General features: G+C 57.6%; 20 protein-coding genes. All 20 read right to left on the reverse strand.

What is annotated here, in order from left to right:
- Window positions 1–13: 13 nt before the first annotated feature.
- Window positions 14–2,161, reverse strand: coding sequence for a methyl-accepting chemotaxis protein (locus CH92_RS21360; RefSeq protein WP_025243801.1), 2,148 nt, complete (start codon window positions 2,159–2,161; stop codon window positions 14–16).
- 120 nt (window positions 2,162–2,281) lie between these two features.
- Entirely contained in the window at window positions 2,282–3,646 is a 1,365-nt protein-coding gene (gene glmU, locus CH92_RS21365; RefSeq protein WP_025243802.1) for a bifunctional UDP-N-acetylglucosamine diphosphorylase/glucosamine-1-phosphate N-acetyltransferase GlmU, read from the reverse strand.
- Window positions 3,647–3,771: 125 nt separating this feature from the next.
- Window positions 3,772–4,197, reverse strand: coding sequence for a F0F1 ATP synthase subunit epsilon (locus tag CH92_RS21370; RefSeq protein WP_025243803.1), 426 nt, complete (start codon window positions 4,195–4,197; stop codon window positions 3,772–3,774).
- 82 nt (window positions 4,198–4,279) lie between these two features.
- The gene (atpD, locus tag CH92_RS21375) at window positions 4,280–5,656 is read right to left on the reverse strand and encodes a F0F1 ATP synthase subunit beta (RefSeq protein ID WP_025243804.1); all 1,377 of its coding nucleotides are present in this window, start codon (window positions 5,654–5,656) and stop codon (window positions 4,280–4,282) included.
- A 27-nt stretch (window positions 5,657–5,683) separates the two neighbouring features.
- Entirely contained in the window at window positions 5,684–6,544 is an 861-nt protein-coding gene (gene atpG, locus CH92_RS21380; RefSeq protein WP_025243805.1) for a F0F1 ATP synthase subunit gamma, read from the reverse strand.
- Window positions 6,545–6,594: 50 nt separating this feature from the next.
- Entirely contained in the window at window positions 6,595–8,139 is a 1,545-nt protein-coding gene (atpA, locus tag CH92_RS21385) for a F0F1 ATP synthase subunit alpha (RefSeq protein WP_025243806.1), read from the reverse strand.
- Between the two features lie 21 nt (window positions 8,140–8,160).
- Window positions 8,161–8,697: a F0F1 ATP synthase subunit delta gene (locus CH92_RS21390; RefSeq protein ID WP_025243807.1), complete on the reverse strand. Its 537-nt coding sequence runs from the start codon at window positions 8,695–8,697 to the stop codon at window positions 8,161–8,163.
- 15 nt (window positions 8,698–8,712) lie between these two features.
- Window positions 8,713–9,183 (reverse strand): F0F1 ATP synthase subunit B, encoded by a 471-nt coding sequence (locus CH92_RS21395; RefSeq protein WP_025243808.1) that lies wholly within the window; start codon window positions 9,181–9,183, stop codon window positions 8,713–8,715.
- A 57-nt stretch (window positions 9,184–9,240) separates the two neighbouring features.
- A complete protein-coding gene (gene atpE, locus CH92_RS21400; RefSeq protein WP_002555987.1) occupies window positions 9,241–9,498 on the reverse strand; it encodes a F0F1 ATP synthase subunit C in 258 nt (85 codons plus the stop codon).
- A gap of 54 nt (window positions 9,499–9,552) precedes the next feature.
- Window positions 9,553–10,422: a F0F1 ATP synthase subunit A gene (gene atpB / locus CH92_RS21405; protein ID WP_025243809.1), complete on the reverse strand. Its 870-nt coding sequence runs from the start codon at window positions 10,420–10,422 to the stop codon at window positions 9,553–9,555.
- A 15-nt stretch (window positions 10,423–10,437) separates the two neighbouring features.
- Complete coding sequence (locus CH92_RS21410; RefSeq protein WP_051517622.1) at window positions 10,438–10,782, reverse strand: F0F1 ATP synthase subunit I; 345 nt, start codon at window positions 10,780–10,782, stop codon at window positions 10,438–10,440.
- 213 nt (window positions 10,783–10,995) lie between these two features.
- Window positions 10,996–11,868 carry a ParB/RepB/Spo0J family partition protein gene (locus tag CH92_RS21415; RefSeq protein ID WP_025243811.1) on the reverse strand — a complete coding sequence of 291 codons (873 nt, stop codon included), beginning with the start codon at window positions 11,866–11,868 and terminating at the stop codon, window positions 10,996–10,998.
- 10 nt (window positions 11,869–11,878) lie between these two features.
- Window positions 11,879–12,667 (reverse strand): ParA family protein, encoded by a 789-nt coding sequence (locus CH92_RS21420; RefSeq protein ID WP_025243812.1) that lies wholly within the window; start codon window positions 12,665–12,667, stop codon window positions 11,879–11,881.
- Between the two features lie 19 nt (window positions 12,668–12,686).
- Window positions 12,687–13,334, reverse strand: a complete 648-nt coding sequence (gene rsmG, locus CH92_RS21425; RefSeq protein WP_025243813.1) for a 16S rRNA (guanine(527)-N(7))-methyltransferase RsmG — start codon at window positions 13,332–13,334, stop codon at window positions 12,687–12,689.
- Window positions 13,334–15,226 (reverse strand): tRNA uridine-5-carboxymethylaminomethyl(34) synthesis enzyme MnmG, encoded by a 1,893-nt coding sequence (mnmG, locus tag CH92_RS21430; protein ID WP_025243814.1) that lies wholly within the window; start codon window positions 15,224–15,226, stop codon window positions 13,334–13,336. The genes rsmG and mnmG overlap by 1 nt, the downstream gene beginning before the upstream one ends.
- Window positions 15,227–15,801: 575 nt before the next feature.
- Window positions 15,802–17,169: a tRNA uridine-5-carboxymethylaminomethyl(34) synthesis GTPase MnmE gene (gene mnmE / locus CH92_RS21435; RefSeq protein WP_025243815.1), complete on the reverse strand. Its 1,368-nt coding sequence runs from the start codon at window positions 17,167–17,169 to the stop codon at window positions 15,802–15,804.
- Window positions 17,170–17,236: 67 nt separating this feature from the next.
- Window positions 17,237–18,907: a membrane protein insertase YidC gene (gene yidC / locus CH92_RS21440; RefSeq protein WP_025243816.1), complete on the reverse strand. Its 1,671-nt coding sequence runs from the start codon at window positions 18,905–18,907 to the stop codon at window positions 17,237–17,239.
- Between the two features lie 2 nt (window positions 18,908–18,909).
- Window positions 18,910–19,155: a membrane protein insertion efficiency factor YidD gene (yidD, locus tag CH92_RS21445; protein WP_025243817.1), complete on the reverse strand. Its 246-nt coding sequence runs from the start codon at window positions 19,153–19,155 to the stop codon at window positions 18,910–18,912.
- Entirely contained in the window at window positions 19,148–19,543 is a 396-nt protein-coding gene (gene rnpA / locus CH92_RS21795) for a ribonuclease P protein component (protein WP_025243818.1), read from the reverse strand. Before rnpA ends, yidD begins: the two co-directional genes overlap by 8 nt.
- Window positions 19,544–19,560: 17 nt before the next feature.
- The gene (gene rpmH, locus CH92_RS21800) at window positions 19,561–19,695 is read right to left on the reverse strand and encodes a 50S ribosomal protein L34 (protein WP_019340723.1); all 135 of its coding nucleotides are present in this window, start codon (window positions 19,693–19,695) and stop codon (window positions 19,561–19,563) included.
- Window positions 19,696–20,204 lie beyond the last annotated feature (509 nt).

Below are 20,204 nucleotides of genomic sequence, written 5' to 3' on the forward strand. Positions count from 1 at the left end.
CACCCGCTTTGCATCAGACGCGGAAATAGCCCATCAGGCCTTGTTGATGGTTAGCCAACTGATTAAGGGCTTGGCTGACCCGTGCCGACTCGTCTGCCTGCCCGGACAGCGACTCGGTCACGTCCCGGATACCTGCGACATTGCGGTTGATTTCTTCGGCAACCGCGCTCTGCTCTTCGGCGGCGCTGGCGATCTGCAGGTTCATATCAGTAATCACAGCGACCGCGTCGCCAATCTTGCGCAACGCGGCAACTGCATTCCCTACCTGATCGACACTGCCCTGGGCCTGGCTGCGGCTGCTCTGCATCGCCGTTACCACGTCCCGGGTGCCGTTCTGCAGACGCTCGATGACCTGGCGAATCTCTTCGATGGACTCCTGAGTACGCCGCGCCAGGCTGCGCACTTCATCGGCCACCACGGCGAAGCCGCGCCCGGCCTCACCTGCGCGCGCCGCCTCGATCGCCGCGTTGAGGGCCAATAGGTTGGTTTGCTCGGCAATCGCGCGGATCACCTCAAGCACCGAGCCGATCTGGTCGCTACTGGCAGCCAGGCTTTCGACCTGTGTCATCGCGTGATTGAGTTCATCAGCGAGGCTGCCAATGCTGTGCGTAGTGTGGTCGATCACGCTCAACCCGTCGTGCGTGGCCTGATCCGCATCACGCGCCGCTTCAGCCGCTTGCGCGGCATTGCGCGCGACATCCTGCGCAGTGGCGCTCATCTCCTGCGACGCAGTTGCAACCTGATCGACTTCGCGGAACTGTTGCTGCATGCCGGCACTGGTCTGGCTGGCAATAGCAGCCGATTGATCGGCACTGGTACGCGCGTCCAGTACCGAGCGCTGCACGTCAGCGATGGTCGGCTGCAGTTTGTCGAGGAAGCGATTAAACCAGCCTGCCAGTGCGCCCAACTCATCATCTCGGGTGTAGGTCAGGCGGCGAGTGAGATCACCCTCGCCACTGGCGATATCCTTGAGCATCGCGGCGACCCCTTCGATGGGGCGGGTGACCCCACGCGCGGTCAGCCACATCAACGCCAGACCCAACAGGACCGCACCAAGTCCGATGGCCAGGGCCGTCACACTGTCCTGCCGGCTCTGAGCCTGCAGCGTCTGCTCAAGGCGCAGCGCCGGGCCGAGCAGCACGGGCTTCGGTACTTCCAGCAGGATCGCCCAAGGCTTGAGTTCAGGTATCGGTTGTACAGGTTGCAGCACGCGAAGCATGTCGCCGTTTTCGAGCATCGCCTTCTGACCTGCATCGACCGCACGGGCGATCGCCTCGCTCTCGGCACCAAACGCGGTACTCAATGGCTTACCCAGCAGCTTGGGGTCTCGACTGTGCCCGCCCAGAAGCTTGGCGGGGCTGATCACGCTCAACTGGCCTTCTCCCTGATACAGCTCCTGATGTGCCTGCTGGCTGAGGTGCTGCAGCGAAGCCAGGCTGATGTCGACGCCAACAACGCCGATGACCTTGTCGTTTTCGATCAAGGGAAAGGCCACGCTGGTCATCAACAGTGGCTGGCCTTCCACCTCATCGAAGTAGGGATCGAGCAGACAGACCCGGGCGCTGTCGCGTGGGCAGCTGTACCAGGCGTTGTAAGGCGCGCCGCTGATACCCGGTGTGGTATCGGCGAGCAGTTCCTCGCTCATGGTCTCGGCAGTGAGCTGACCCGGCGTGCGCTGCGACCAGTACAGCGCGAAGCGGCCACTGTCGTTGCCGCCCATCTCCTGGTTACCGATGAACATGCCATCTTTGTCATCCAGCGCGTCGGTTTCGAACACCACGTAAAGACCGATCAGTTCCGGATTGGATCGCAGAGCCATCTCGATCTGGTGATGCAGGTCTTCTCGGACTTCAAAAGCGTTCGACATTCGCTCGATGGATTGTTCACGCAGCGAAAGAACCTGGCGAGCGAAGCCCTTGCCGTACTGATAGGCGTCGTTGAACTGGCGTTCCATACGCAATGCCTGAGACAGGCCGCGCGATTGCAAGTTATTGCGCGCCGCCTCTTCGAGCATGGCGCTGCTGGACTTATTGACCAGGGCCGCGGCCTGACGCGATTGGTAGAGCGATGCGCCGACCAGCAGACCAACGATGAGCAGCAGGCAGAGACCAGCCAGCAGGGTGAGCTTCCACTGAATGGACAGGCGAGTGAGGGAGGGCATGACTGCGTCCTGTGTTGTTATGCCCTTATAAGATCGGCCAGATGTACGATCTCTTTAGTGTCATCCGGGAAAAACCTCCGCAGCGCATCTAGCGCCGAAGTGTTCGGCGGCCGCGATGGCTTATTTGCGAGTCTTCTGCGGGCGCTCCCAGCCTTGAATCAGCGCCTGCCGAGCCCGCCCCAACGCCAGTGTGCCGGCTGGCACATCGGCAGTGATCACCGACCCGGCACCCGTAGTGGCACCATCGCCAAGGGTCACCGGAGCAACAAGCGAGCTATTGGAGCCGATGAACACGTCCTCGCCCATCACCGTGCGGGACTTGTTAGCACCATTATAGTTGCAGGTGATGGTACCGGCCCCGATATTGGTTCGCGCCCCGATCTGCGCGTCGCCCAGATACGCCAGGTGACCAGCCTTGGCGCCGGCGCCCAAGCATGAATTCTTGACCTCGACAAAATTGCCGACGTGCGCCTTGTCGCCCAGCACCGCGCCGGGACGCAGGCGTGCGAATGGCCCGCAATCGGCGCTCTCACCCAGCTCGGCGCCATCCAGATGGCTATTGGCCTTGACCACCGCGCCACGGCGCAGCGTGCTATTGCGGATTACGCAATTGGGGCCGATCTCGACGTCATCCTCGATAACCACCCGACCTTCGAGAATCACATTCACGTCGATCAGCACGTCACGACCGATCGTGATCTCACCGCGCAGATCGAAACGGGCCGGGTCACGCAACGTTACGCCTTGAGCCATCAGGCGGCGCGCAGCGCGTTGCTGATAATGCCGTTCGAGCTCGGCCAGCTGTATGCGATCGTTAGCACCTTGCACTTCCATTGCGTGCAACGGCTGCTCGGTAGCGACCACCAGGCCATCGGCCACTGCCATGGCGATCACATCGGTCAAGTAGTACTCACCTTGGGCGTTGCTGTTCGAAAGCCTACCCAGCCAATCACCAAGTCGCTCGCCCGGCACCGCCAGGATGCCGGTATTCCCTTCCGTTATCAGCTTCTGCTCGGCCGACGCATCCTTATGCTCGATGATCGCCTGAACCACACCTTGTCCGTCGCGGACAATACGCCCGTAACCGGTCGGATCGTCCAGGTTCACCGTGAGCAGCGCTAGTTGTTGCGGACCGACTTTTTCCAGGAGCCGCTCCAGCGTTGCGGCCTCGATAAGCGGCACGTCGCCATACAGAATCAGCACTCGTTCGGCCGACAGCGCCGGGAGCGCCTGGGCAACCGCGTGTCCGGTTCCTAACTGCTCGGCTTGCACCACGAAGTTCAGGTCATCGGCAGCCAGCCGTTCACGAACCTGCTCAGCGCCATGGCCAATCACTACATGTACCGCCTTTGGCTTGAGGCCACGAGCGGTTTCTATGACGTGGCCCAGCATGGACTGTCCAGCGACTGGGTGAAGCACCTTGGGCAGAGCAGAACGCATGCGCGTGCCTTGACCAGCAGCGAGAATGACGATATCGAGAGACATGGCAGATCCTGAGCGATCATGGGCCGGTTCATACCGCTTAGGCGACGGTATTTGCCGATCTGGAAAAATAAAAAAAGGGTAGCCAAGGCTACCCTTTTAATCAGTTGCGATGAAGAAGCCGATGGTTAACCGCCGAACTTCTTACGCATCTGCTGAATCGTCCGCAATTGCGCGGTGGCCTCGGCCAGACGCGCTGCCGCGGAACCGTAGTCGAACTCCGAACCCTTCTGATTGAGGGCTTTTTCGGCCGCCTTGAGCGCTTCCTGAGCAGACGCTTCATCGATGTCGCTGGCACGCTGCACGGTATCGGCAAGTACCTTGACCATGTTGGGTTGAACTTCGAGATATCCGCCGGAGATGTAGAACACCTCGCTTTCGCCACCTTGTTTGGTCAGGCGGATCGGACCCGGCTTCAGGTCGGTAATCAACGGCGCGTGGCCCGGAGCAATACCGATGTCGCCGAGGTTGCCATGGGCAATCACCATCTCGACCAGACCGGAAAAGATCTCGCCTTCAGCGCTGACGATATCGCAATGGACTGTCATAGCCATATCTAGCCTCATGTATCAAACGGCGAGGTTGGCATGCCGCCAGCCGCGCCGCCTGGTGAGCGCCCGTCGCCGGACGCAAGGATTACAGTTTCTTGGCTTTCTCGATGGCTTCTTCGATGCCACCTACCATGTAGAACGCTTGTTCCGGCAGGTGATCGTATTCGCCGCTGAGGATGCCCTTGAAGCCTGCAATGGTGTCTTTCAGCGAAACGTACTTTCCTGGAGAGCCGGTGAAGACCTCTGCCACGAAGAACGGCTGCGACAGGAATCGCTGAATTTTCCGTGCGCGGGATACGAGCTGCTTATCGGACTCCGACAACTCGTCCATGCCCAGAATGGCAATAATGTCCTTCAGCTCCTTGTAGCGCTGCAGAACGTACTGAACACCACGAGCAGTCTCGTAATGCTCGTTGCCGATCACGTTCGGGTCGAGCTGACGCGACGTCGAGTCAAGTGGATCGACAGCCGGATAAATACCCAGCGAAGCGATGTCACGCGACAGAACCACGGTAGCGTCCAAGTGGGCGAAGGTGGTCGCCGGGCTTGGGTCGGTCAAGTCATCCGCAGGTACGTATACAGCCTGAATCGACGTGATCGAGCCGCTACGCGTGGAGGTGATGCGCTCCTGCAGAACTCCCATCTCTTCGGCCAGGGTCGGCTGGTAACCTACCGCCGACGGCATACGGCCGAGCAGTGCAGACACCTCGGTACCGGCGAGGGTGTAACGGTAGATGTTGTCGACGAACAGCAGAACGTCGTTACCTTCGTCACGGAACTTCTCAGCCATGGTCAGGCCGGTCAGGGCAACGCGCAGACGGTTACCCGGCGGCTCGTTCATCTGGCCATAGACCAGGGCAACCTTATCCAGAACGTTGGAATCCTTCATCTCGTGGTAGAAGTCGTTACCCTCACGAGTACGCTCACCCACACCGGCGAACACGGAATAACCGCTGTGCTCGATGGCGATGTTACGGATCAGTTCCATCATGTTTACGGTCTTGCCGACACCGGCACCACCGAACAGGCCGACTTTACCGCCCTTGGCGAACGGGCAGATCAGGTCGATAACCTTGATGCCGGTTTCCAAGAGGTCATTGCCACCCGCTTGTTCCGCGAAGGAAGGCGCAGGACGGTGAATACCCCAGCGCTCTTCTTCGCCAATCGGACCCGCTTCGTCGATTGGATTACCGAGTACATCCATGATCCGGCCCAGGGTCGCTTTACCGACCGGTACGGAGATGGCTGCACCCGTGTTGTTGACGTCCAGACCGCGCTTAAGACCTTCGGTCGAGCCCATCGCAATGGTACGCACCACACCATCTCCCAGCTGCTGCTGGACTTCCAGGGTGGTTTCGACGCTTTGCACTTTCAAGGCGTCGTAGATATTCGGGACCTGATCACGTGGGAATTCCACGTCGATCACGGCGCCGATGATTTGAACGATACGTCCGCTACTCATAGCTGGTTCCTCTGAATATTTGAACCGTTAAACCGCGGCAGCGCCGCCGACGATTTCCGAGATCTCTTGGGTGATCGCGGCCTGACGAGCCTTGTTGTAGATCAGCTGGAGATCGCTGATCAAATCACCGGCGTTGTCAGTTGCGTTCTTCATCGCGATCATCCGGGCGGCCTGTTCAGCCGCGCCGTTCTCGACCACCGCCTGGTACACCTGCGACTCCACGTAGCGCACCATCAAACCGTCGAGCAGTTCCTTGGCGTCGGGTTCGTACAGATAGTCCCAGTGATGCTTGAGTTGCTGATCCGGATCGGCCACCAGAGGAACCAACTGCTCCACTGTCGGCTGTTGCGTCATGGTATTGATAAATTTGTTCGAGACCACCGACAGACGATCGATACGACCATCGAGGTAAGCGTCCAGCATGACCTTGACGCTACCGATCAGATCGTTGATCGACGGCTCCTCGCCCAGGTGGCTGATTGCCGCGACGACATTGCCACCGAAGTTGCGGAAAAACGCGGCGCCCTTGCTGCCAATGACGCAGAGATCAATCTCCACGCCTTGCTCGCGGTTCGCCGCCATATCCTTGACCAGCGTCTTGAACAGGTTGGTGTTCAAACCGCCGCACAGACCCCGGTCGCTGCTCACCACGACATAACCGACGCGCTTGATTTCACGCTCGACCATGAAAGGATGACGATATTCCGGGTTGGCGTTGGCCAGATGACCAATTACCTGGCGGATACGCTCCGCATAAGGACGGCTGGCAGACATGCGCATTTGAGCCTTGCGCATCTTGCTGACAGCCACCTTTTCCATGGCGCTGGTAATCTTTTGCGTGCTTTTGATGCTCGCAATCTTGCTGCGGATCTCTTTTGCGCCTGCCATTTGACACCTATCGGGTTAGCAGGCGGAGGCCTTGCGGCCTCCGCTGCGGCTTACCAGGTTTGGGTGGCCTTGAACTTCTCGATACCGGCCTTGAGGCCCGCATCGATTTCGTCATTGAAGTCACCCTTCACGTTGATCTTCGCCATCAAGTCGGCGTGATCGCGGTTGAAGTAGGCAATCAGCGCTTGTTCGAAGCTGCCGATCTTGGCGATTTCGATGTCCTGCAGGAACCCGCGCTCGGCGGAATACAGGGACAGCGACATGTCGGCGATGGACATAGGCGCATATTGCTTCTGCTTCATCAGCTCGGTGACGCGCTGACCATGCTCGAGCTGCTTGCGGGTCGCTTCGTCCAGGTCAGAGGCGAACTGGGCAAAAGCCGCCAGTTCACGGTACTGAGCCAGAGCGGTACGGATACCACCAGACAGCTTTTTGATGATCTTGGTCTGGGCAGCACCACCTACGCGCGATACCGATACACCGGCGTTCACGGCCGGACGAATGCCCGAGTTGAACATCGCCGATTCCAAGAAGATCTGACCGTCGGTGATGGAAATCACGTTGGTCGGAACGAACGCCGAAACGTCGCCAGCCTGGGTTTCGATAATCGGCAGCGCGGTAAGCGAACCGGTTTTACCGGTCACCGCGCCACTGGTGAACTTCTCGACGTATTCTTCGGAAACGCGCGAGGCGCGTTCCAGCAGACGGCTGTGGAGATAGAACACGTCGCCCGGGTAGGCTTCACGTCCTGGCGGACGACGCAGCAACAGCGAAATCTGGCGGTACGCTACGGCCTGCTTGGACAGATCGTCATAAACGATAAGAGCGTCTTCGCCGCGATCGCGGAAGTATTCGCCCATGGTGCAGCCAGCATATGGCGCAATGAACTGCAGCGCGGCAGATTCAGAAGCACTCGCGGCAACAATGATGGTGTTGGCCAGAGCACCGTTCTGCTCGAGCTTGCGCACCACGTTGGCAATGGTTGACTGCTTCTGGCCGATGGCAACATAAACGCAGAAGATACCGCTATTTTTCTGGTTGATGATGGCATCGATCGCTAGCGCTGTCTTACCGATCTGACGGTCGCCAATGATCAGCTCACGCTGACCGCGGCCAACGGGGATCATGGCGTCAACGGCTTTGTAGCCGGTTTGAACCGGCTGATCGACCGACTTCCGCCAGATCACCCCCGGCGCAACCTTTTCCACAGCGTCGGTAGCGACGTTGTTGAGCGGACCCTTGCCATCAACGGGATTGCCCAGCGCATCGACGACGCGGCCGAGCAGCTCTGGGCCCACCGGCACTTCGAGGATGCGACCGGTGCACTTGGCGCTCATGCCTTCGGCAAGCGTCTGGTAGGCACCTAGAACCACGGCGCCGACAGAGTCGCGCTCCAGGTTCATGGCCATACCGTAGACACCGTCCGGGAATTCGATCATCTCGCCATACATGACATCGGCCAGACCATGAATTCGCACAATGCCGTCCGATACGCTGACGACGGTGCCTTCGTTACGGGCTTGGGAGGCGATATCGAGTTTTTCGATACGCCCCTTGATGATTTCACTAATTTCGGAAGGATTGAGTTGCTGCATTGCTCTGCTGCCCCTTCAAACTCAAGATTTCAATGCTTCGGCCAGTTTCGCGATCTTGCCGCGGACTGAGCCATCGATAACCAGGTCGCCGGCGCGGATCAATACGCCACCCAAAAGGGAGGCATCTTCCGCGGCATGCAGGCGCACTTCCCGGCCGAGCCGTGCACTGAGAACCTTGGCGAGTTTGTCTTGCTGTTCGTTGCTCAACGCGAAGGCACTGGTCACATCCACGTCAACCGTTTGTTCCTGCTCGGCCTTGTACAGCTCGAACAGTTCGGAGACTTCCGGCAACAACGGCAAACGGTCATTGGCGGACAACACGTGAATGAAATTGCGTGCCTGAGCGTCGAACTTTTCACCACACACCTCGACGAAGGTGGTGGCCTTGTCGTCTCTCGTCATACGCGGGGCCTTGAGCACTCGCTGCATCGTGTCGTCTTGCGACACCGCAGCAGCCAGACCAAGCATGGCTGACCATTCGGCCAGTTGCTGATGGACCTGTGCGTACTCAAAGGCAGCCTTGGCGTAAGGTCGGGCCAGCGTGGTCAGTTCTGCCATGATCGCGCCCCTCGCTTAAATTTCGGCTGCCAATTTGGAAACCAGCTCCGCATGCGCGTTCTGATCGATGGACGCGCCCAGAATTTTTTCGGCGCCGCTGACGGCCAGGCTGCCCAACTGGGCACGCAAGGCGTCCTTGACTCCGTTCAATTCCTGCTCGATCTCGGCCTGAGCCTGGATCTTGATCCGCTCACCCTCGACACGGGCCTGATCGCGAGCTTCGTCGACGATCTGGTTAGCGCGCTTCTTGGCTTGCTCGATGATTTCAGCCGCTTGCGTCTTGGCTTCGCGCAGTTGCTGGCTCGCTTTATCCTGAGCCAACTCCAGATCACGAGCACCGCGACTGGCAGCTTCCAGACCGTCAGCGATCTTCTTCTGGCGTTCCCGCAGAGCTGTTATGACCGGAGGCCATACGAACTTCATGCAGAACAGCACAAAAATGAAGAACGCAACGGACTGGCCAATCAGGGTTGCATTAATGTTCACGCCAACACCTCGCTCGTTCGTTGTCCGTCAAACCACCCATTCGATAAACCGAATGGATCAGCCTGCCAATTGACCAACGAAGGGGTTCGCGAAAGTGAAGAACAGCGCAATACCTACACCGATCATGGTCACCGCATCGAGCAGGCCGGCGACGATGAACATTTTCACCTGCAGCATCGGCACCATTTCCGGCTGACGCGCCGCGCCTTCCAGAAATTTGCCGCCCAGCAGGCCGAAGCCGATTGCAGTACCCAGGGCACCCAGGCCGATCAGCAGAGCTACAGCGATAGCAGTCAGTCCAACTACAGTTTCCATTTTTCCTCCGACTTTATGTCGTATTGGTTAAGGGTTTAGGTAAAGCGAATCGAATCAGTGATCGTTTTCTTCATGCGCCATCGATAGATAGACGATCGTCAGCATCATGAAGATGAAAGCCTGCAGCACGATGATCAGGATGTGGAACACAGCCCACGCCCACTGCAGGACAATACCCAGTCCACCCAGAATTACGCCGTTAGCGAACATGATGGCAATCAGGATGAAGATCAGTTCGCCGGCGTACAGGTTGCCGAACAGACGCAGCGCCAGAGAAACAGGCTTGGCGATCAGGGTAACGAATTCGAGAAGGAAGTTGATCGGGATGAGCAGGACCTGCACGGCCATGTTCTTGCTGCTGAAAGGATGCAGTGTTAGCTCGCCGAAGAAGCCACCCAGGCCCTTGACCTTGACGCTGTAAAAAAGCAGAAGGGCGAATACCGAGAGCGCCAGACCGAGCGTCGCGTTCGGGTCGGTGGTCGGCACCACGCGAAAGAACAGGTGCTCATCGCCAACGATATTGGCAGCCAGCATAGGCAGCCAATCTACTGGAATGAGGTCCATGAAGTTCATCAGGAACACCCAGACGAAAATAGTCAGAGCCAACGGAGCGATAAGCGCATTGCGTCCATGGAAGGTATCCTTGACGCTGTTATCGACGAACTCCACCATCAATTCGACAAAGTTCTGCGCGCCACCCGGCTGACCGGACGTAGCCTTTCTAGCAACGGCCCAAAACAGCAGGACAAAAACCAGGCCGAGCACCACGGAAACTCCGAGAGTATCCACGTGAAATGCCCAGAAACCCATTTCCTTGGCTTGCTCCGCGGAATGGGCGAATCCCCATTCCCCAGTCGGCAACCGTCCGTAGGTCAGATTCGACAGGTGGTGCTGTATGTAATCCGAAGCGTTCTCTGCTGCCATGATTGCCTCAATGAATCAATTTGAAATTCTTTTCTTAATCAGCAGAGGAGCAAACCAGCCGACCCCTTGAGTCAGTATGAACACACCGAACAACGAAAGTGGGTTCAGCGGTTTCACCCCTGTGAACACCAGCGCAAATAGCACTGACGTGAAGATCAGTTTCCCTGCTTCGCCGGCGTAAAATGACCTGACGATAGCTTGAGCAGCCCGCGCGCCACTAAAGCGAAAAGCCTTATGAGCGAAATAAATATTCGGAAGCAAGGCGATCAAACCACCAAGCAATCCAGAGTAACCCGCAACATTACCGATCCACAGCCACAATACGACCGCAGAGATGAGCAATAACGACAACTGCGCCATCAGAACCGGAAAAACCGCCAACCGATAGAAGGGTAGGCGTTTCTGCTCGTAGCCGACCAATTATCGTCCCTTGGCTCTCGCCGGCATGTCAGTCAATCCCCATGCCTTATGTCTTTGAAAATGCGCGCAGATTATATGTGGCGTTAGGGTCAGGTACAACCATTTGGTAGTGACTACCAGGCAGTACTACAACTCTATACGTTTGTAATTGTTTCAGCGTATGTGGGCTAATACACCCTGCAGTTCATCCAGCGAGTTGTAACGGATCACCAACTGGCCTTTGCCTTTTTCGCCATGCTTGATTTGCACCGGAGAACCCAGGCGTTCAGCCAGACGCTGTTCCAGGCGGACAATGTCAGGATCACTCTTCGGCTCGGCTTTAGTCGATTCAGTACTGTTCACCCATTGCCGTACCAGCGCCTCAGTCTGGCGGACCGTCAACCCGCGTGCGACAACGTGACGCGCACCATCGACCTGCCGCTCTGCCGGCAGTCCGAGCAGTGCCCGAGCGTGCCCCATTTCAAGATCGCCATGCGACAAGAGCGTCTTGATCTCCTCCGGCAGCGCGATCAGACGCAACAGATTGCTAATGGTGACACGCGATTTACCCACAGCATCGGCAACCTGTTGCTGCGTGAGCTGGAACTCTTGCTGCAGACGCTGCAGGGCTACGGCTTCCTCGATCGGATTGAGGTCCTCACGCTGAATATTCTCGATCAGCGCCATGGCAATCGCCGCCTCATCAGACACGTCGCGCACCAATGCCGGTATTTTCTCGAGACCAGCCTGCTGACTGGCACGCCAGCGACGTTCACCGGCAATAATTTCGTAGCGTCCCGCGCCGACCGAACGAACGACGATCGGTTGCATCACGCCCTGGGTACGAATGGAATGCGCCAGCTCATCGAGGGTCACCGGATCGATATCGCGCCGTGGCTGATATTTGCCCCGTTGAATGATGTCGAGAGGCAACTGCTGCAGCTCTCGCTCATCGAGCTGAACGGCGCTTTCCTGCATTGCCGTCATATTGGCGCCGCCGAGCAGGGCATCCAGTCCGCGTCCTAGGCCTCGTTTTTTGGTCGCCATGAAAATTTCCTTATGCAGTTACGCTGCGGGCGGCGCGGCGCTGACGGCGTGACAACTCGCCGGCCAGCGCCAGATAGGCCAAGGCGCCCTTGGATTGCTTGTCATAGACAAGCGCCGGCATGCCATGACTGGGGGCTTCAGCCAGCCGTACATTGCGGGGAATGACCGTGTCGTAAAGTTTCTCACCGAAGTGCGTTTTAAGCTGTTCGGTGACATCGTTGGTAAGACTGCTGCGTGGATCGTACATGGTGCGCAACAGACCTTCGATCTGCAGCGACGGGTTCAATGCCTGACCGATGCGCTGAATCGAGTTGACCAGATCGGTCAGCCCTTCCAGCGCGTAGTATTCGCACTGCATTGGGATGATCACGCCGTCTGCGGCCGTCAGCGCGTTGATTGTCAGCATCGATAGCGACGGCGGACAATCGATCAAGATGTAATCGTAGTTCTCACGTACCGGCGCAAGCGCCTCGCGCAGGCGATGCTCTTTGGTCGGCAATTTGAGCAGGGCGACTTCTGCGGCAGTCAAATCGCGGTTAGCCGGCAGGAGCTGATAGCCACCGTGCTCGGAAAACTGCATCGCATCGACCAGGCTGCACTCGCCGATGAGTACGTCATAGATCGAATACTCCAGGCTCAACTTATCCACACCGCTGCCTGTTGTGGCATTGCCCTGCGGGTCAAGATCGATAAGCAGAACACGACGGCGAGTCGCTACAAGCGAGGCGGCGAGATTGATGCAGGTGGTAGTCTTGGCGACACCGCCCTTCTGGTTGGCGATGGCAAATACTTTAGCCATGGTCAGTGTCTGTCCGGAGTCATGAAGTGCGGCGCAGTATCAACAGATGGCGTTGCCCTTGGCAACCGGGAACCTTGAGGACAAGGCAGCGCTCCAGTTGAAAATCCGCCGGTAGCGCCTGTAGCTCGTCATCAGGCTGTACGCCTTTCATGGCGAGCCAGTGAGTGTCCAAATTTCCCAGATGGCGCGTCCAATCAGCGAAATCGCTTAGTGAGCTGAATGCTCGCGAAGTAATACCGGTATATGGATGTTCGGGTCTGAACTGCTCGACGCGGCTGTGGACAACTTCAAGGTTGGCAAGTTTCAGCTCAAGCTTGACCTGGGTAAGAAAGCGGGTCTTCTTGCCGTTCGAGTCGAGCAGCGTAAAGGTGCGCTCGGGAAACAGGATGGCCAGCGGAATGCCGGGCATCCCGCCGCCGCTGCCCACATCCAGCCAACGCGAACCATGGTGCGCCACATACGGAGCGACACTGAGGCTATCGAGCAGATGACGCGAGACCATTTCTGCCGGATCGCGCACAGCAGTCAGGTTGTAGGCTTTGTTCCACTTGTTCAGCAACGCCAGATAGGCGAGCAACTGAGCTTGCTGGATTTCGCTAAGGTGTATATCCAGCACGCACGCGCCTTGCTTGAGTTCCCCGGCGTAGCGCGCGTATTCATCGTCCATCAAGCGCTTTGCTCCAACTTCCGTCCGGCGCTGCGCTTTTTCAGATGAATCATCAGAAGCGACACGGCCGCCGGGGTTACGCCCGGAATCCGTGAGGCCTGGCCAAGCGTTTCGGGACGAGCGAGGGAGAGTTTATGTTGGATCTCCTTCGACAGCCCGGAGATGGTCGAATAGTCCAGATTCTCTGGTAACACGACACTTTCGCTGGCCCGAAGGCGCTGGATCTCTTCTTGTTGACGATCGATGTAACCGGCGTACTTGGTCTTGATCTCGACCTGCTCGGCAACCTGCGGGTCCTCGACCCCAGCCCCGGTAAGCTGGATCAGGCTGCGGTAATCGATTTCCGGTCGTGCAAGCAGATTGAGCAGGTTGTACTCATGGGTTAGCGGCGTTCCGAAACGCTCGGCGATAGCATCGCCCTGCGGCGTTGCCGGACGCACCCAGGTGCTTTTCAGCCGCTGCTCTTCCTGCTCGATGCTTTCGCGCTTGCATTCGAAAGCAGCCCAGCGAGTGTCATCGACCAGCCCCAGTTCTCGGCCTTTTTCGGTCAGCCGCAAATCCGCATTGTCTTCTCGCAGGATCAACCGGTACTCGGCGCGCGAAGTGAACATGCGATACGGCTCTTGGGTTCCGAGGGTGATCAGATCATCGACTAGCACGCCCAGATAGGCCTCGTCGCGACGTGGGCACCAACTGTCCTTGCCTTGTGCGCGCAAGGCCGCATTGGTGCCAGCCAACAGGCCCTGCGCACCGGCCTCCTCATACCCTGTGGTGCCATTGATCTGACCGGCAAAGAACAGGCCGGCGATGACCTTGGTTTCCAGGCTGTATTTGAGATCGCGCGGGTCGAAGTAATCGTACTCGATGGCATAGCCAGGACGAACGATGTGCGCCTGCTCCATGCCCCGAATGCTCTGTACGACCTGTAGTTGCACGTCAAACGGCAGCGAGGTGGAAATACCGTTGGGGTAGAGCTCGTGCGTGGTCAGGCCCTCGGGCTCGATGAACACCTGGTGGCTGTCCTTATCCGCGAAACGGTGAATCTTGTCCTCGATCGACGGACAGTACCGTGGCCCGACGCCCTCTATCGCGCCAGAGTACATCGGCGACCGATCAAGGTTGGTAGCAATGATTTCGTGGGTTCGAGCGTTGGTATGGGTGATCCAGCAGCTGACCTGCTTCGGATGTTGCGTGGCGTGCCCAAGGAACGACATTGGGGGAATCGGGGCATCGCCCGGCTGCTCGGTCATCACCGAAAAATCGACACTGCGACCGTCGATACGTGGCGGCGTCCCTGTCTTCAGGCGACCGACGCGAAGCGGTAATTCACGAAGACGACGGGCCAGTGCAATCGAAGGCGGATCGCCAGCGCGACCGCCTGAATGATTCTGCAAGCCGATGTGGATAAGTCCGCCGAGGAATGTGCCGGTTGTCAATACCACCGAATCCGCGAAGAAACGCAGGCCCATCTGGGTAACAACGCCTTTGACCTGCTCCGCTTCAACAATCAAATCATCCGCAGCCTGCTGAAATATCCACAGGTTAGGTTGGTTTTCCAGAACTTCACGGACCGCAGCTTTGAACAGCACGCGATCGGCCTGCGCACGAGTGGCTCGAACGGCAGGTCCTTTGCGGCTGTTGAGTACGCGGAACTGAATGCCGCTTCGATCGGTGGCCGCAGCCATCACACCGCCTAGTGCATCAATTTCTTTGACCAGATGACTTTTGCCGATACCCCCGATAGCTGGGTTACAGCTCATCTGCCCAAGGGTTTCGACATTGTGGGTAAGCAATAGGGTTTTCACACCGATTCGAGCAGCTGCCAGCGCAGCTTCGGTACCGGCATGGCCGCCGCCGATAACGATGACGTCAAAACGGGAAGGAAAATCCACCACGCACCTCGTGCCTGTTCAGTTGAATCGGGGAGAACGCGTAAGTATAGGGGCTGGAGGTCTGTGAAAGAAGGCCTTTGCACAAAAAATGACCAGCTAAGCAAGGGCGAGTGCAAAACCAAGTAATAGATAAATAGAGAAAGAAATGATTTAAAGCTTATTTTTATGTTTATAAATATGCGGCGATTTTCTGTGGATAGATCTCTGTAGGCCCTTTATAAATGAGGATCCTAGCGTATTGAAAAGGTGTGCTGAACCTGGGAGATGGCGGTGCAGTACACGTTAACAGGCTGTGTATAAAAGGGCGACTTATGCACAGATGGATTCATGGCCTATTTATCCACTGACTTACTGACCGGCTTTAAGGCGGGTTTTCCACAGGGCTCAGGTGTATTTCGTTTACCTAGAAAACCAACGGATTGTCGGAATGAAGACGAAAATGCCCGACACGATGAGTCGAGGCAGGAAGGGGGCAGCTCTTTGAGCAAGCGCTGCCTGGGCATAGTCGCCCAGGCACGAGGCGCCAGAGCGCCCCGGTACCCAGCACTTAGGGGATGGCGACGTTAATCCCGGCGCTACTTGCCTATACAGAAACTGGAAAAGATACGGCCCAGCAGGTCGTCAGAACTGAAGGCTCCGGTAATCTCGCCTAGCGTCTGCTGGGCTTGACGCAGATCCTCCGCCAGCAGCTCACCAGCTCCGGCAAGGGCAAGCTGCGCGTGTCCATGGTCGAGATGCTCTGCCGTCTTTCGCAACGCGTCCAGGTGGCGGCGGCGGGCGCTGAAGCCGCTCTCTGCGGTCTGGTCGTAGCCCATGCAGTGCTTGAGGTGCTCGCGAAGCATCTCCAGGCCCTCACCGGAGCGAGCCGATAGGCTGAGGGTCGTATGGCCATCTGCATCGACCGAGAGGGCTACCTCCTCGCCAGTGAGATCCGCCTTGTTGCGGACGACGGTGGTTCTTGCCGGGTCGGGCCTTGCCAGAAGCAAATCTGGCCAGTTGGCCGCCTCGTGCTGTTCAGCTCCTGAGCTGGCATCGATTACCAACAGTATTCGGTCAGCTTCCTCAATGGCTTTGATTGCGCGCTCCACGCCAATTCGTTCCACCTGGTCATCGGTATCCCGCAGACCGGCGGTATCGATGATGTGCAGTGGCATTCCGTCGATCTGTATATGCTCACGCAGTACATCGCGAGTGGTGCCGGCGACGTCGGTCACGATCGCCGCTTCACGACCTGCCAACGCATTGAGCAAACTGGACTTGCCGGCATTAGGGCGGCCGGCGATAACCACGTTCATTCCATCGCGGAGCAGGACACCCTGACCTGCTTCGCGCAGGACTGTGGATAGATCTTCCTGAACATGTTCAAGCAGCGCCAGTACACGTCCGTCGGCGAGAAAATCGATCTCCTCTTCAGGAAAGTCGATTGCCGCTTCGACATAGATGCGCAACTGGACCAGGCTTTCGTTCAGCTGATGAATTCGTCGAGAAAAGTCGCCCTGTAATGAGCGCAACGCATTACGCGCAGCCTGGGCTGAACTGGCCTCGATCAGGTCGGCAATAGCTTCTGCCTGAGCTAAGTCCAATTTGTCGTTGAGAAAGGCCCGTTCACTGAATTCACCGGGACGGGCAAGACGAACGCCGAGCTCCACGCACCGCTGCAACAGCATATCCATGACCACGGGCCCCCCGTGTCCCTGGAGCTCCAGTACATCTTCACCCGTGAACGAGTGCGGGCCCGGAAAGAACAGCATCAGTCCTTCGTCGATGACTTCGCCGTCATCGGCATGGAACGGCCCATAGTGGGCGTGACGCGCTACTGGTTCTCTACCGCATAGGGTGATCGCCACTGCTTTGGCGCGTGGGCCCGACACACGCACGACTCCGATACCGCCTCGTCCTGGTGCGGTGGCGACTGCGGCAATGGTTTCGTGATCTTGGCTCATCCGTAACTCCCGGGTAGCGACAATGCAAAACGCCCCAATCAAGGGGCGTTCTGTCTACGTCATTGGTTCAGGTTGCGGTAGCAGTCTGTCCAGTAATCTTACGAGTAATGTACCACTGCTGCGCAATCGATAAGCAGTTGTTGACCACCCAGTACAGGACCAGACCCGCAGGGAACCAGAGGAAGAAGAAGGTGAAGATGATTGGAAGCAATTTCATCACCTTGGCCTGCATCGGATCCGGCGGTGTCGGATTCAGCTGCTGCTGAATGAACATCGTCAGGCCCATGATGATCGGCAGGATGAAAAACGGATCCTTGATGGACAGATCCGTGATCCAGAACATCCAGGGTGCCTGACGCATCTCGACGCTTTCCAGCAGTACCCAGTACAGCGCAAGGAATACTGGCATCTGCACCAAGATCGGCAAGCAACCGCCGAGAGGATTGATCTTCTCCTTCTTGTACAGCTCCATCATCGCTTGGGACATCTTCTGGCGGTCATCGCCAAATTGTTCCTTGAGCGCCTGCATCTTTGGCGATACCGCACGCATACGGGCCATCGACTTGTAGCTCGCTGCCGAGAGCGGGAAGAACGCGAGCTTGATCACGATCGTCAGCACGATGATCGACCAGCCCCAGTTACCCAACAACGCATGGATATGCTGCAGCAACCAGAAGATGGGTTGAGCAATGAACCAGAGGATGCCGTAATCAACAGTCAGGCGCAGGCCAGGCGAAAGTTCCTCGAGCTCATCCTGGCTCTTGGGGCCGGCGTAAAGCGTAGCGGAGGTTTCACCCTGACTGCCCGGGGCTACGGATATCGCTGGACCAGTGAAGCCAATGATGTAGTTACCGCGGCTGTCCTTACGGGTCTGTACCTGATTGGTCTGATCGGGTGCGGGGATCCAGGCCGTTACGAAGTAATGCTGCAACCAGGCGATCCAGCCACCCTCGACGGTGGTTTTCAAACTTTTGTCATCCATGTCGCCCATGGAGACCTTGGTGTAGGGCTCATCCTTGGTCCAGAGCGCAGCGCCCAGATAGGTTGCCGTACCGGTTGCCTTGCTGGAGGATGGGTCTTTACTACTGTCGCGTTTCAATTGACCGAACATATGACCGGTCCAGGCCGTATCGCTCTGATTGTCGATCAGGTAACGCACATCGAAATCGTAGTCACCCCGATCGAAGGTGAAGCGCTTGGTGTAGTGGACCCCATCTTCACTGTATTTCAACTCGACGACCAACTGGCTCTGGCCTTCGGTTAGTTGATACTGCGCCTGTTCGCTGCTGTACAGAGGACGGCCGCTGGCCTTGTCCGGACCGTCACCGATTAGTCCGCTCTGGGCTTCATAGGTACGTTCGCCGCTACGCTCGAACAGCTGGAAAGGGACATCAGGGCGATCTTGGCGACTGGGGAACTGCGGAAGGCGCAGATCGACGATATCGCCGCCCCGGGGATCGATCGCGATATCCAGTACATCGGTGCGGACCCGAATCAGCTGCGAGCTCGCCTGAGCGTCTGGAAGACCATTGGCTTGCTGCTCGCCTGTGACGGCGGGTATATCCGCCGTCGCCTCATTGGTGGCGAGCGAAGGCGTTTCGGGAAGTTGCGCGGCCGGTTGTTCCTGGCGTGCCTCGTCAGGAAGGGCGGTCTGACCGTAATCCTGATTCCATTGAAGGACCATCAGGTAGGCAACGACTGCCAGTGCGACGAGCAGGATCGAGCGTTTGATATCCATGGTTACTCGGTCATCGAAGATGAATTGGAGGGATGGTTGGAAGGCACGGGATCATAGCCGCCCGGATTCCATGGATGGCAACGGCCGAGCCTGCGTAGGCTCAGCCAGCCACCGCGCAGCAGGCCATGATGTTCAATGGCCTCTTGTGCGTAGCAAGAGCAACTGGGGTAGAAGCGACAATGGCTCGCCATCATCGGACTGATGGCATACCGGTAGATCCGAATCGGGATCAAGGCCAGTCTACGCATGGGCAGGCTTGCCCTGTTCCGGATTGCTGGCTGCCTGGGGAGGGGTGCGGGACAACCGCCTCCAGAGCTTGGCGAATTGCCGGGCCAGTTCGGGACTATCAAGATCAGCCAATCCCTTGCGCGAGATAACCACGATGTCCCACCCCGTCAGTTCCATCTGGTGGAGACGGAAAGTTTCACGCAGTTGCCGCTTGATGCGATTGCGCTCCACCGCGAGCTTTACACTTTTCTTGCCAATCACAAGCCCGATACGGGGGTGTGGCAGTCCATTCTCGCGCACCAGGAGGAGGACATTTCTGCCCGGTAACTTGCCGGAAGGAGAGTCGAATACTGCCTTGAACTGGCGCGGGGTCAGCAATCGCTTTTCCCGATTGAAATCTCGACTCACTACCTGTTCCGACGTGTTCAGACCGCCAGACGCTTACGACCTTTGGCGCGACGGCGAGACAGTACGGCGCGCCCGTTCTTAGTGGCCATGCGAGCACGGAAACCATGGGTACGAGCGCGCTTGAGAGTGCTGGGTTGGAAAGTGCGTTTCATGATGCGTTTACCTGGTGATCCATTGCGGGCCGGAATGGCCCCCTTTTAAGAGACCGGCGATTGTAGAGAAGCTGCGCGATGAGGTCAATTTCCGCCAGCTATGGAAGAGGAATTAATAAATTAGAGGAAAGGTATTTAAAGCTCTTCTTAAGGCAGTGACTATAGATGGTGAGTTCATTTTCTGTGGATAAGCGCTAAGGATCAGGCCTGGCACCGGTTTCAGCGTTTCCAAAGGCTCTGCGCAAACGGTGTACGGCCGGTGGGAAGGCCTTGGATTTTCTGTGGACAGTTTCGGTAGTTATCAACAGGCACGTTTGGCATCAGCTTGTCCACAAGCTTATCCGAGGTGCTCAGGCTTGCTTATCCACAGCCTTTAGTTAAGATCCGATACCCCTTCATCGTTTGGCAACGGCCTTTTGCCCTCTTTTAGGCGTGTCTAACTGTGGATAACCAGGGAGCCCAGAGCTACAATGGCTGCCGTTTAAAGCTCGACAGCGTTAGGAGATTCC

The sequence above is a fragment of the Stutzerimonas stutzeri genome, from assembly GCF_000590475.1.
In the GTDB taxonomy this organism is placed as follows: domain Bacteria; phylum Pseudomonadota; class Gammaproteobacteria; order Pseudomonadales; family Pseudomonadaceae; genus Stutzerimonas; species Stutzerimonas stutzeri_D.